Here is a 12,873-nt window from a genome sequence, read left to right as displayed (position 1 = left end):
GGAGACTTCTTTCTGAAGAACGTTAAACATGCAAATGAAAAAACGATATATATAGTAGGCGATATGTTTTTTTATTTTTTATGATAATTGTTTCAGTAGAAGCGAACGTGTTTGAATAAAGCCCTTATATATTTTAGAATAAAATAGAATAGTAAAATATGGTAATAAAGGAGAGTTATTGTGCAATCAACTATCTTGATGGGACTACCAAAGGAGAAAAAGCCTTATTTACTTCGAAGCGGAGATGGAAAGCGATTTCTTTTCGGGAGACAAGTTGCTACTATTATGGCCGATATGTCAAGTACAGATAGTAAGTTTGAAATCGTTTTGATTTCAGGAGGAAAAGGGGATGCATTTCCATTTCATATTCATGACCAAACGTACGAGGGAATTTTACTGCTCGATGGAAAGCTTGAACTTTCCATAAATGAAGAGATTTATTTACTTTTACCTGGAGATTATGCACATATTCCACCAGGAACAATCCATAGTTATCGAATGCAGAGCCATAGAACACGATTTGTATCATATACGGCAAAAGGAGAAACAGCAAACCTGTATTCATTCCTAGGGCAACCATATTCAAAAATAGAACATCCTCCACAATCTAGTAATGAAATTCCACATGAGAAGTTTATGGAAGCTTCGAATTCCGCAGATGTTAGATTTCTGTGGGATCGGCAAAAGGGAGAAAATGCAAAACTAGTAGAAAATCATGAACTTCCTGATAACATAACTCCTTATGTGCTTGAGTCTGGGGAAGGGGATCGTCTAGTAGCTGGTGATCAACTACACAGAATTATTGCATCTCAAAAAAATACAGATGGTCACTTTATTATCGTTGCTAGTGAAGGTCCAAAGGGAGAAAAGATTAACGATCATTATCATGAACACCATACTGAGACATTCTTTTGTCTTGAAGGGACAATGACCATGTGGGCAAATGGTGAGGAAATTCAAATGTACCCAGGGGATTTTCTTCACGTACCAGAGAACACCATTCACTCCTATCGCCTTGATTCCCATTATACAAAGATGATAGGTTTATTAGCGACTGGCCTGTTTGAACCATTCTTTAGAACTTTAGGAGAGCCATATGAGCATCACATTTTCCCTAGTAAACCAAAGCAAATACGATTTGATAGAGTTTTAGATAATATAGATAAGCTAGATTTGAAGTTTGTCAATCAAGATTAAAAGGTTTTATTGTTTACATAAATCGGGGGGGAAGAAATGTTAATCCTCCCCATTTTTACTAATATCACTATTTAAAATCCTGTCATCTTTAGTATACTTGAAAATCCCCCACCAAAACGGCACTACCGGTAATTTCAATATCTAAGGAATTCTTTTGCTTTGAAACATGAACGATAACCCGACCATCTTTGTTTATTTCATAACCTTGTTCGATTATTAGTTTCAGAGATTTTTGGAAGTATGTATCTAGGTATGTAACATAATATGCTCCCATTACCCCTGAAGCAGTGCCAGTTACAGCGTCCTCAATCGTACCTGAATAAGGAGAAGAGAAATGTCGCGCATGCAGGTCAGCATGAGGATCATAAGTTTCCACACAGAAGGGATGAACAGAAGCTTTTGGCATCTCCTTTAATATAGTAGGGAACTCTTTATTGTTAGGTTTCATTCTCTGAAAAGCTTTTAGCTCTTTAATTGGTACTAATAATGTCCAGGTTCCAGTACTTCCATATAAAACTGGTAACACATCATGAAGATCAGATTCATCTAATCCGATAGCTTTTGCTAGCTCCTGCTTTGAACCATTAAATGCTTTGAATGTTGGGGTACCCTGTTTCATAGTAATATGGAAATCGTCTTCTATAGTTGGTAGAAGGCTAACTGGTAAAATCCCTGACTTCGTTTCAATGGTAAGACTTATTTTATCTCCTAGTAAGCCCTTTGATTTTAAAGCATAAACAGCCGCCATTGTTCCATGGCCACATAAATTCATTTCGTGCCCTGGGGTAAAAAAGCGTATTTTCAAGTCTGCTACTTCCGATTTAATTGGGAAAGACGTCTCATTAAATCCCACTTTAAAAGCGATTTCTTGCATTTCTGCATCAGACAATTCTTCACCGTTTAATACTACACCAGCAGGGTTTCCCTTACCAGGCTTTTTACTAAACACATCGTAGTGATAAACCTTTACCGACTTCACTATATGTTTCCCCCCAAAGTTGTTAAAATAGAAATTTTAGTACTAATTATACATTAAATATTAATTACTAGTTAGTAAAAGCTTGAAATAAATTCCTTCAAGTAATAAAATATAAATAACTTAAACGAACGGAGGTGGTGGTAAGATGTTGAATCAAGCTGTTTTAGTGTACGGTTATTGGACGGAATTTCTTTATTTTAACCGTGCAAAATTTGCGATTGAATTTGTTAACGGGATACGTATGCCCTTTTTTAACAATTCCATAGCAAGCTAAAACAGTGAAAACATCTCTTACCCCCATATATATGGACGTATTGTAAGGAGAGCTTTTTCATGCTCTTCTTTTTTATGGCTATAAAACGGAATTTTCGGAAGGTCTATAAAACGCCATGGGAAGAAATGTCTTCTCATGGCGTTTTTTATATTTTTTTAGGAGGATACTAGAAAATGATTGTATGCAGTGTTAATAAAATAGCGAAAATGTACGGTGGGAATTCCATTTTTGAAGATATAACATTTGAAATAAAAGAAAATGAACGTGTTGGCTTAGTTGGACGAAATGGTAGTGGGAAAACAACATTAATACGTTTACTGGCAGGTGTTGAGACACCTGATGCAGGGCAAATCCATTGGCAAAAGGGAGCGAAAATCGGTTACCTTGAACAAATTCCTCGGTATGATGAGGCTACAACGGTGAGGGAAGTACTAAGGTCTGCTTTTTCCTCTTTACTACAAAAAGAAGAAAAAATGAAGAAGTTAGAGGCTGCCATGAGTAAGGAGATAGACCCTAATAAGCTGGAAAAACTGATCACTGATTATGGGCAATTACAAGATCAATTCAGCCTCAATGGTGGTTATGAAATAGAATCCCGTATTGAGGGGATCGTTCAAGGTTTAAATATTCCATTATTACTTGATCAATTATTTACTAAACTAAGTGGTGGGGAAAAGACAAAAGTAGGCTTAGGTTTAATGTTGCTTCAACAACCCGATTTACTACTTTTAGATGAGCCGACGAATCATTTGGATTTAATGGCAGTCGAGTGGCTTGGCAATTTCCTTCAGGAATATAGTGGAACAGTCCTTATCATTTCACACGATAGGTATTTCCTTGATGAGGTCGTCAATAAGATCATTGACTTAGAAGATGGAGAAGTAAATGCCTATCATACTAATTTCTCAGGCTTTGTTCAGGAAAAAGAGGCAAAACTTTTACGGGAATTTCAAGCCTATGAGGAACAACAGAAAAAAATAAAAAAAATGAAGGAAGCGATCAAACGATTAAGAGACTGGGCAAATAGAGCCAATCCACCAAATGCGGATCTTCACAGAAGAGCTAGAAATATGGAGAGAGCATTAGAAAGAATGGAAAAATTACAACGACCAATAATAAATCGTAAAAAAATGAGCCTACAAATGGATGGAGCAGATCGAAGTGGAAATGATGTGTTAATCCTTAAAGAAGTATCAAAAGCCTTTGATGAAAAGCTGTTATTCCATGATCTTAATATGCACGTATCCTATCAGCAACGAGTAGCCGTTATCGGGGAAAATGGAACAGGCAAAACAACATTGATTAAACTAATCTTGCAACAATTGGAGCCTGACCAAGGAGAGGTGAGGGTTGGCAGCAATGTCAAAATAGGTTACCTTTCTCAGAATATATTTTTTGATGTACAAGACGAAACAGTTATCGAGACATTTAGAGATGTGGTAAAAGTGGCTGAAGGAGAAGCTAGGCGAATTTTATCGCGGTTTTTGTTTTACGGATATGATGTATTTAAAAAAGTTGCTCAGCTTAGCGGAGGAGAAAGAATGCGTTTAAGGTTAGCACAGATGATGTATCAAGATATTAATCTGCTTATTCTCGATGAACCAACGAATCATTTAGATATTGACTCGAGAGAAGTGTTGGAAGAAGCGCTGGAAGGTTTTCAAGGTACTATTTTAGCTGTTTCCCATGATCGTTATTTCCTTAATAAGCTATTTACAAAAATATATTGGATTGAAGCCCAGACTCTCTACTGCTTTGAAGGAGATTATAATTGGGCAAAGCAGAAAATGATTGAATTTAGAGGGGAAGAAGTCCAGAGACGTACTGAAAAAAAGAAGAAATCATCCTTACAGAAAAATTCATTATCAACTAATCAGCGTATGGAAAATAACAATTTAGAGAAAAAAATAGAAATAGCAGAGGAAAGAATAATAACGATAGAAAAGAAACTGCTGGAAACGGACGATTTGGAGAAATTGCAACAATTGTATCAAGAAAAAGAAGAACTCGAACATGAATGGGAGAAGCTTTTGGAGCAATTAGAGAAGCATTATTAAAAAAAGAGTATTAACCATTCCTTGGATAAATGATGATATCCAGGGAAGGGAGGCAATTATCCCGTGAAGGACTCGCGCCCCTCCCTGGAAAAGTCTTTCTCTTCCTTGGATAAACGATGATATCCAGGGAAGAGAGACAGTTATCCCCGGAAGAGCTCGTTTCCCTCCTTTGGTTAATTGGTGAAATCCAAGGAAGCCGGGGGATATAATCAGTTGCGGATAAATCATGGTTAGTCAGGTTGTACTTTACTAAATGGGAAGGGTTAAGTGCCAGTGCTTTAGAAGGTCAAATTTTTTTAGTGAAAAATAAAGAGGATTGGTTTAAGTATGGATTGCCGAGCATGCAATCCTTTTATCTTAATGAAAATAAATTGGAATTATATGCTAAAATGATTTTAAGAATATAATTGGGAGGGATGTAATGTATACATCTTACATTTGGATGGCTGCACTAACCGTTATCTCGTTTCTTATAGTTTTGCTATTACGGAATCAACGCACAATCATTGCGAGAATTGGTTTTGTCAGTTGGATATCATTAAGTTTGTATTTCGTCATGGAGTATATCGTTATTCAAGCAACTACTGCACCATACCATTTTCTCGAACAACCGATGAGTGACTTAGGTGTTACATCATGTGGAAAGAATACCTATCCACTCGCACCGTATGAAATTTGTTCGCCTTACCATTTGTTAATGAATTGGACTTTTGCCGTTACGGGTATTGTGATATTCGTTGGCGCTATAGCTTTACATCAATTTTGGCCAGATAATAAGAAGACAAGCATAGCTACCGTATTATTGGTAATCTTTGGACTTAGCTATAACATTTCCGGTATTATTCCTGCTGATATAAATTTTCTTTGGCATACGCTTGGTTCCATGCCAGGTATGATTGTTCAAATTCCTGCATTAGTACTTATAAGTATTGCTATTCGAAACGTAAAGCCCTCATTAGCCATTTTTACTTGTATTTGTACCGTAGTTACCACATGTTCACTAATACTTCTATTTTATCAACCTCCATTCATCAGTCTTCCAGGTGGGCTTTTGCAGAGAATACTTTATGGTGCGGTCTATTTCTGGATGGTAATTACAGCGGTTGTTCTTTGGAGAAATTTAAACTTTGAAAGGAGTGGAAGGTAAGTGAAGCAATTCGAATATCGAGTTGAAGACATTCAAATTCAATTAAAGGCTAATACTAATTTCAGTGAAGTAATGACTGACAAATTAAATGCTCTAGGTCGAGAAGGATGGGAGCTGTCAGGAGTTAATGGAATGGTATTTTATTTTAAAAGGGAAGTAACTTGATTCGGGAGGAGAAGTATAAGTGTTATTCCAAAATAAAAAGTTAAAAGTACGGAAAATAGAAAAAGAAGATAGCTACCAATTAGCAAAATGGCTTTCCAATCCGTCAGTTCTTGAGTTTTACGAGGGAAGAGACAATCCCTTTGATTTAGAAAAAGTTAAAAAAGATTTTTATGATTCAAAAGATGAAACAGTTAAGTGTATAGTAGAGTATAAAGACAGAGATATAGGATATATCCAATTCTATCGACTAGACGATAAAACAAAGGAAGAATATAGATATGTTGATGAGAATATTTATGGCATGGATCAATTTATAGGTGAAGAAAAATTTTGGAATAAAGGTATTGGTACATTACTTGTTTCTTCCATGGTTGAATTTTTAATTAAATATAAAAATGCAGATTGTATAGTTATGGATCCCCAAACTACAAATTCAAGAGCATTAAGATGTTATGAAAATTGCGGATTTAAAAAAGTTAGAATACTCCCAAATCATGAGCTACACGAAGGGGAGTATCAAGATTGTTGGTTAATGGAATATCATAAGTAACAATCACTCAGGGCTTAATAGTATAGCCTTTTTTAGGAGTGTAATAATGCCAGAGATAGAGAATTCAATGCTAAATTTTAGCGGGTTTATGGGATGATAATCCAAGTTTATAGCTCAGACATATGTTGTAGAGCAGTACTTAGCATAGGCCGCCCACTTCCACTCCTGTAGGAATTGTTTGACCTGAAGATCCACTTTTTCGAGCGGTTTTGGTTCGAAAAAGTTAGCTGAAGGGCAAACCCCAAGGAAAGGGAAGTGGGCAGCCGAAGTGGTAGTGAAGCTGTTAAAATATATCATAATTAATACTAAAGTAATTGAAATCCAATTAGCTTTTTCTAGGAAAAGTAAAAAGAAAGCCTTGTACCATATAAATAATTTGCCAGAATCATTACTTATTTGAATTAAAACGTTTATCTAATTTATCGCGGTGAGATTGAAAAATTGTTTCGAGTGGAATTTCGTATTTGTTGGCAATCACGATGATATTACCAATAACATCACCAAGTTCTTCTGTTAATTCTTGCTTGTGCTGTGACATGGTTCCTGGCGATTCATCTGGTCTATCCCTGCCAATTTCCAAAGCTCTTATAGCTCTAGCGACTTCTCCTGTTTCTTCAGCTAAGAAACCAATACGTATGAAAATATCTAAATCTGTCCACCCCCTTTGATCATAATGTTCCTTTACCCAATCTTGAAATTCGTTAACATTCAAATTTGATTACCTCCTTTGTCATCGCTTCCTCTAGTTTAAACAAAAAAGTATATGTAGTAAATTATGGGAATTTTAGGTGTTAAAACCTTTTCTGATGAGTTACAATTATTGGAGAGTGATTTTTCGAGAGATTAGGTTGACAGGGTGGGATAGATTTGGAAATAGATTATGATTCATTAATCACGTTCCTTATTATGTGGGGAACACCGACTATTATGGTTATAAGTGCTTATATGAGAATGGATTCAGAGGATAGGGCTTCTGCCAAGCAAGATTTAACATCCCCCCAATCTATTTTTACGGTAGGTTTTCTTTTGATTGGCCACTTTGTCACTTCTGTTGGAAATCTTTTTGGGATTCATTTTATCAAATATATGGGAATTGTCATCTTGGTTGTGGGTGGTGTTACCTGTACGTTAGATGTCTGGAAGAAAAGTAAAGTCAAGGGGGCACTAGTACCAGTGCTTATTTCAGTAGCTATTTATTTTTTGATTGTATAAAAGAGTTTTTATTATTTAGGAGTTAAAGGTGAAAATATTATGTTTAAAGACTTCAAAAACAAGCGTTATTGGATACTTATGCCACCGTTTTTACTAACTTCGATTATTCTTGCAATCTATTTACCTCCAAAATTAAAGCCATTAGCGTTACTGTCTGTAATTGTATTCTGGATTGTTTATTATGTTTGGAATTATTTTGGTAAAAAAAAGAGCAGATGAAAATTAATAATGAAATAACTAGAACATTGCCTCTTTTTTAGCGACTTCATTAATTTAATATATTCACTATTACTACAGGAAAATAGGTGGTTTAATTGATTATTTGGCTTAATGGGGCATTCGGGGCAGGAAAAACGCAAACATCATATGAATTACATAGAAGAATTCCTCATTCTTTTGTGTATGACCCAGAAAACGTCGGTTTTTTTCTAAATAAGAATATACCTAAGAATATATGCAAAAAGGATTTTCAGGATTACAGTATTTGGCGCGAGCTAAATTATACTACTTTAAAATACTTAGATTGTGAGTATGACGGAGTGATTATTGCTCCAATGACTATTGTAAATCCGCAGTATTTTGAAGAAATCATAGGCAGACTAAGAAATGATGGTGTCACAGTACATGATTTTGTATTATGGGCATCAGAAGAAACGTTGAAGAAAAGATTAAGAAAAAGAGGTGAAAGAAAAGATTCATGGGCTGAACAACAGATAGATAGATGTATTAAAGGTTTAGCCAATGATATTTTTCAACACCGGATAGACACTGATTATATGTCGATTGAACGTGTAGCAGAAACTATTGCTTCCCAATCAAACATTGAATTACTCCCTGACAACAGAAACAAATTCAAAAAAAAGCTAGATAGAATAAAAACGCAAATAAAGCATATTCGCTTTATCAATTAGTTAACTAGTAATATCAAAGGAGGAGAAATATTGAAGCAAACGTTATTGGTAATCGATGCTCAGCAAGACTTAATGGAAGGAAGTACGGAAGAACAAGGTGTGTTTGATAAAGAACGAATCATTACAAATATTAATACAGTTATTCAAAAAGCGTTAAATGAGAGAATTTCAATTGTTTTCATAAGAGATTTAGATGTTGCCAGTGGTGAAGGTCCAGGGTTTCAGATACACAAAGATATAAACGTGCCAACCACGGCAGTGATATTGGATAAAGAAGCTACTAATTCATTTTATGGTACTCCTTTAAAAGAACATTTACATCATGCCAACGTAGAACATCTTGTGCTAATGGGGTGTAAGACGGAGCATTGCATTGATACAGCTGTTAGAACGGCAACAGTCAATCGCTTTGACGTAACACTAGTTGGTGATGGTCACTCTACATCTGAATCCCAACACTTGGCTGCACAACAAATCATCCAGCATCATAATGAAACACTTCATAGTCATTATAATGTAGACAATTTTTCAATCGTTAGGAATAGTGATGAAGATTTGTTTAATCCCATTCATGATAGATACCGTTAAGAATGGGAAAAGCATCTGTTTTCATTACAAAGAAAACAGATGCTTTGATCATTCTTCGATTTCATAATGTCCACGGTCATCTCCAAAATATTTGTTATATCGTTTTTTGAATTTGTGGAACAGATAGGTTACGATAACTTTCACAATCGCATAGCCAGGAATTCCGAGAATCACTCCGAGGATACCGAATAAATTTCCGGCAATGAGTAGAACCAGAATAATGGTTAATGGATGAACCTTCATTGTTCTTCCCATAACATTAGGTGATACGAAATTACCTTCTAGAAATTGTACCGCAATCCATACAATAGCCAGCTTTAATAACATAAATGGTGAACCAACAATTGCAATAATAATGGCTGGAATGATGGCAATGGTTGGACCTAAATAAGGCACAACACTCGTAACAGCTGCAACAATTGCTAACGTAAATGCGTAATCAAGGCCGATGATGAGATAGCCAATAAATAGCAAGATACCAATCACAGATGCAACAATGATTTGACCTTGAATATAGGAACCTACTTGGGTATCCATATTAGATAAAATTTGCTTCATATCATCACGAAACTTCGGTGGGAATAGTTTTATACTAAATTGTTTGAACTTTTTCCCATCCTTTAACAGGAAAAATAATACGAATGGAAAGGTTATAATGGATACAACAGTAGTGGTTATGGTATTTGCAATATTTTGTATCCCTTGAAACCCCGTAGTTAAATAATTTCCGATTATTTCTGGAAGTTCTCCTAATCTTTCCATCAGCCAGTTGTAACCATCATCATAATATGGTCCTAAGAAAGAGTTTTGAATCCATGTCGTCATGCTATCTCCAAGTTGACTTAAATAGTTTGGAAAGTTCTCTACTAAACCTTTTACCTGTGCTTCAATAGCAGGTGCGGTTAATAAAATAATACCTGTTAATGCTCCACTAATGCCGAGAATCAGAATAATAATGCCCCAAATTCTTGGAATACGAATCCGCTCTAACAAATCTACGATCGGGTTCAATAGATAGTAGGCAATAAAGGCTAAAATAACTGGTGGTGCCAGTGTAGAAAAAATAACCTTCAGTGGGTAAAAGATAAAAGAAACCTTCGAATAAATGAAGATTGTAATTCCAATTAGAATGAAGAAAATTAAAATATAAAAGATATTTTTACCACCAAGAAACTTTAAAAAACGGTCGGATGACTCCATTACTCTGCATCTCCCTTATTTATGTAATATAGCTTATTCCTATTTCATTATAGTAATAATTATATACCAAATTTTATCATCATAGAGGTATACTTCCAATAATTTTAGATTTTGATAAATGAACTGGAAAGTAATTATATGGTATTATTTCAAATGAGAGGAGGATACATGTTGACAACAGTCTTATATATGGTACGTCACGCAGAATCCCCTTTCAAATTAGGGGAAGAGAGAGTTCGCGGTTTATCGCCAGAAGGACAAATAGCTACTAGGAAAGTAACGGCATTGCTAAAGGATACAGATATAGCAGCAATTGTTTCAAGTCCATATACAAGGGCAATTCAAACTGTTCAAGGACTTGCCACTTACAAAGAATTAACCATTAAAGAGTACGAAACATTAAAGGAAAGACCAATTAAAGGGTTAGAATATAGACTTCCTGAACAAGAACTATTAATGGCAATCGAGCAATCTTTTAACAATAAAGCATATTGCTTAGAAGGTGGAGAATCTACCCTGCAGGCTCAAAGACGTGCAATTCCTACTATTTTGCAATTAATTAAAGAAAACAAAGGAAAGAATATAATGATAGGGACACATGGAAACATCATGACAATTATTATGAACTATTTTTATGAGGGTTATGGATATGATTTTTGGAAAAGTACCTCAAAACCTGACATCTATAGACTAACTATAGATGATAGTAATAGTTTAACAGAAGTAGAGAGAATATGGAGTGATCATGAATAGACTTTCACTTATAAAGAGAGGGAGACTTGACCATATGGATGAAAGAATCAAAGGATTAATAGAGTTGACAAAAACGAAATATGGACTAGGTAATTATTATTTAAAACGACATAGTATTGAACGAAGTCTTACTATTTTTAACGAAACGAAATATATTTTAAGCATGGAATGGTTTCCAGATCAAGTGACTGTAGAAGAGGATGAAGGATTAAATCCGGAAGGCACAGCTGTTATTGAAATGGATATACATACTAAACAATTCAATAGTGCCATTTTTGTAGGAGGAATAACATATGCAGTCAATGGTGTAACATTTGACAACTTTGACACCGATATCATTACACACTGGATCGAAAAAGAAACAAGATTAACATATGGTAGACATTTTCAATTGAAAAAGGAAGAGGATAATAGACTTTTATTTGAAGAATGTACCGATGGTATTGCTGTTTCACCAAGTGGTTTCATAGAAGTTGAATGGGATAGTAAAGGCCAACTTACTTCGTTTGCTGTTCATGGCAATTTCCCTCCAAAAACACTAGTAAATGAAGAAAAGTATACACTCTCACTGCAAAAAATTGAAGAAATTGCAAAAGAACAGTTGCAGTTAGTATACTTTCCCTCCTACGAAAAGGAATGTTTAATTCCTGTTTATGCGGTTGAGGAGACTTATATTACAAATGACAACATGTCAATTATTCCTTTTGTAAGGGTGGATGACAGAGGAGTTTCCGTAGATGTGAATCAAATACTCGATTGGCAAACACCACTTGACGAACCTTTTGAAAGGAAAGAGATTGCTTGGAATCAAGAAATTACAACAGAGCAGGCATTTGCACAAGAACCTTCTCCTGATGCTGTTCCAATCAGTCCCAAAGAAGAGAAAGAATCTGTACAAGCTGTCATTAATTTTTTACGAAAAGTATACCCAGATGATACTGGCAAATGGAAATTACATACACTATTTCGGGATAATGGTTATATTCATGCGTTACTGAAATTAGAAAGCCAGACGAGTCTTGTGTTTCAACAGAAGTTGGTACTTGTGATCGATGCAACAAGTATTCAAGTAGTCAATTTTGTGGACACACAGGATATCGAGGAAATGTTTGACTCCTTTCAAAAGCTCGGAGAAGTAAGGGTAACCAAAGAAGATGCATATAACAAATTAAAAAAGGAATTTCAATTGGAGCCATGTTATGTATATGATTGGAAAGAAAAACAATACCTCTTATGTGGGGCGTTTGATTGTCATTATGGAATTCATGCAATAAACGGTGAAGTCGTTAAATTAAACGAGTTATAAAACAGCTTCATTTTAGCTTAATATTTCTTCAATATGACGTATAGAATATGTTGCTTCCCTCTCCTGGATACGTAATACCGTGGGGAGGGATAATTCACTATCTCCCTTTTTACCTCGGATGAAAATCACATTTCAAATGGACCACCTCTGTAAATATTTTTTCGAACTATTAGCCCCATTTCTTTCTAGTAATTTCTAAATATATATAGGTAGTGTGGAAAGTTAACGTTAATGATCACTGACACTTTATATCCATTCATAGATAAATTGCTTCCAATTCATAAATTTAAAAAGAGTAAAGTTTAAAAAAATATAGGATAATATATCCATCAAAAAATCCTTAATTCAAACTATTTTAGAACATTAGAATTAACATTTTCCTTAAAATGTAAAAATGAAAGGTGCGAAAAAGATAAAAATATGTTGTGTTTTGTCGAATTAGCTAATTTTTTAGTGAAAAATATCAATATTTCATCCGCTTAATCATGGATTAGGTATATCGTTCTGTTTTTGTAATATTATGGGATTATCTGT

General features: G+C 34.9%; 15 protein-coding genes. 12 read left to right on the top strand and 3 right to left on the bottom strand.

Going from position 1 to position 12,873, the window contains the following annotated elements:
• Positions 1-198: 198 nt before the first annotated feature.
• Positions 199-1,197: a quercetin 2,3-dioxygenase gene (locus tag GHT08_RS08960; RefSeq protein WP_163581091.1), complete on the top strand. Its 999-nt coding sequence runs from the start codon at positions 199-201 to the stop codon at positions 1,195-1,197.
• Positions 1,198-1,285: 88 nt separating this feature from the next.
• On the opposite strand, the gene GHT08_RS08955 is transcribed toward GHT08_RS08960, so the two are convergent.
• A complete protein-coding gene (locus GHT08_RS08955) occupies positions 1,286-2,176 on the bottom strand; it encodes a PhzF family phenazine biosynthesis isomerase (RefSeq protein ID WP_163581089.1) in 891 nt (296 codons plus the stop codon).
• Positions 2,177-2,321: 145 nt separating this feature from the next.
• On the opposite strand from GHT08_RS08955, the gene GHT08_RS22385 reads away from it, so the two are divergent.
• From GHT08_RS22385 to GHT08_RS08935, 5 genes are all read left to right on the top strand, one after another.
• Positions 2,322-2,450 carry an RAxF-45 family protein gene (locus GHT08_RS22385; RefSeq protein ID WP_272953889.1) on the top strand — a complete coding sequence of 43 codons (129 nt, stop codon included), beginning with the start codon at positions 2,322-2,324 and terminating at the stop codon, positions 2,448-2,450.
• A gap of 173 nt (positions 2,451-2,623) precedes the next feature.
• Positions 2,624-4,507 carry a ribosomal protection-like ABC-F family protein gene (gene abc-f, locus GHT08_RS08950; protein WP_163581088.1) on the top strand — a complete coding sequence of 628 codons (1,884 nt, stop codon included), beginning with the start codon at positions 2,624-2,626 and terminating at the stop codon, positions 4,505-4,507.
• A gap of 421 nt (positions 4,508-4,928) precedes the next feature.
• Positions 4,929-5,654, top strand: a complete 726-nt coding sequence (locus GHT08_RS08945; RefSeq protein WP_163581087.1) for a DUF998 domain-containing protein — start codon at positions 4,929-4,931, stop codon at positions 5,652-5,654.
• Positions 5,655-5,819 carry a hypothetical protein gene (locus tag GHT08_RS08940; protein ID WP_163581086.1) on the top strand — a complete coding sequence of 55 codons (165 nt, stop codon included), beginning with the start codon at positions 5,655-5,657 and terminating at the stop codon, positions 5,817-5,819.
• 19 nt (positions 5,820-5,838) lie between these two features.
• The gene (locus GHT08_RS08935) at positions 5,839-6,369 is read left to right on the top strand and encodes a GNAT family N-acetyltransferase (RefSeq protein ID WP_163581085.1); all 531 of its coding nucleotides are present in this window, start codon (positions 5,839-5,841) and stop codon (positions 6,367-6,369) included.
• Between the two features lie 388 nt (positions 6,370-6,757).
• On the opposite strand, the gene GHT08_RS08930 is transcribed toward GHT08_RS08935, so the two are convergent.
• Positions 6,758-7,081, bottom strand: coding sequence for a MazG nucleotide pyrophosphohydrolase domain-containing protein (locus GHT08_RS08930; protein ID WP_153835425.1), 324 nt, complete (start codon positions 7,079-7,081; stop codon positions 6,758-6,760).
• Positions 7,082-7,236: 155 nt separating this feature from the next.
• On the opposite strand from GHT08_RS08930, the gene GHT08_RS08925 reads away from it, so the two are divergent.
• The 4 genes from GHT08_RS08925 to GHT08_RS08910 all read left to right on the top strand — a co-directional run bounded on the left by GHT08_RS08925 (position 7,237) and on the right by GHT08_RS08910 (position 9,080).
• The gene (locus GHT08_RS08925; RefSeq protein ID WP_163581084.1) at positions 7,237-7,581 is read left to right on the top strand and encodes a hypothetical protein; all 345 of its coding nucleotides are present in this window, start codon (positions 7,237-7,239) and stop codon (positions 7,579-7,581) included.
• Positions 7,582-7,620: 39 nt separating this feature from the next.
• Positions 7,621-7,800, top strand: coding sequence for a hypothetical protein (locus GHT08_RS08920; protein ID WP_163581083.1), 180 nt, complete (start codon positions 7,621-7,623; stop codon positions 7,798-7,800).
• A gap of 95 nt (positions 7,801-7,895) precedes the next feature.
• Entirely contained in the window at positions 7,896-8,492 is a 597-nt protein-coding gene (locus GHT08_RS08915) for an AAA family ATPase (RefSeq protein WP_163581082.1), read from the top strand.
• Between the two features lie 30 nt (positions 8,493-8,522).
• A complete protein-coding gene (locus tag GHT08_RS08910) occupies positions 8,523-9,080 on the top strand; it encodes an isochorismatase family protein (RefSeq protein ID WP_163581081.1) in 558 nt (185 codons plus the stop codon).
• Between the two features lie 48 nt (positions 9,081-9,128).
• Here the strand turns inward: GHT08_RS08910 and GHT08_RS08905 are convergent, their stop codons facing one another.
• Positions 9,129-10,280, bottom strand: coding sequence for an AI-2E family transporter (locus GHT08_RS08905; RefSeq protein WP_163581080.1), 1,152 nt, complete (start codon positions 10,278-10,280; stop codon positions 9,129-9,131).
• Between the two features lie 168 nt (positions 10,281-10,448).
• Between GHT08_RS08905 and GHT08_RS08900 the strand changes: the two genes are divergently transcribed.
• Complete coding sequence (locus GHT08_RS08900; protein WP_238343532.1) at positions 10,449-11,033, top strand: histidine phosphatase family protein; 585 nt, start codon at positions 10,449-10,451, stop codon at positions 11,031-11,033.
• A 34-nt stretch (positions 11,034-11,067) separates the two neighbouring features.
• A complete protein-coding gene (locus GHT08_RS08895) occupies positions 11,068-12,339 on the top strand; it encodes a hypothetical protein (protein ID WP_163581078.1) in 1,272 nt (423 codons plus the stop codon).
• Positions 12,340-12,873: the final 534 nt, after the last annotated feature.

It is taken from the genome of Gracilibacillus saliphilus (assembly GCF_010994085.1).
In the GTDB taxonomy this organism is placed as follows: Bacteria; Bacillota; Bacilli; order Bacillales; family Amphibacillaceae; genus Gracilibacillus; species Gracilibacillus lacisalsi.
Note: the sequence above shows the minus strand (reverse complement) of the source record. Positions and strands in the feature narration are given on the sequence as shown.

Bases quoted from the DNA above. Each gene is read 5' to 3' on its own strand.
- GHT08_RS08960 (WP_163581091.1), top strand. From the start codon at position 199: ATGGGACTACCAAAGGAGAAAAAGCCTTATTTACTTCGAAGCGGAGAT.
- GHT08_RS22385 (WP_272953889.1), top strand. From the start codon at position 2,322: ATGTTGAATCAAGCTGTTTTAGTGTACGGTTATTGGACGGAATTTCTT.
- abc-f (WP_163581088.1), top strand. From the start codon at position 2,624: ATGATTGTATGCAGTGTTAATAAAATAGCGAAAATGTACGGTGGGAAT.
- GHT08_RS08945 (WP_163581087.1), top strand. From the start codon at position 4,929: ATGTATACATCTTACATTTGGATGGCTGCACTAACCGTTATCTCGTTT.
- GHT08_RS08920 (WP_163581083.1), top strand. From the start codon at position 7,621: ATGTTTAAAGACTTCAAAAACAAGCGTTATTGGATACTTATGCCACCG.
- GHT08_RS08905 (WP_163581080.1), bottom strand. From the start codon at position 10,280: ATGGAGTCATCCGACCGTTTTTTAAAGTTTCTTGGTGGTAAAAATATC.
- GHT08_RS08900 (WP_238343532.1), top strand. From the start codon at position 10,449: ATGTTGACAACAGTCTTATATATGGTACGTCACGCAGAATCCCCTTTC.
- GHT08_RS08895 (WP_163581078.1), top strand. From the start codon at position 11,068: ATGGATGAAAGAATCAAAGGATTAATAGAGTTGACAAAAACGAAATAT.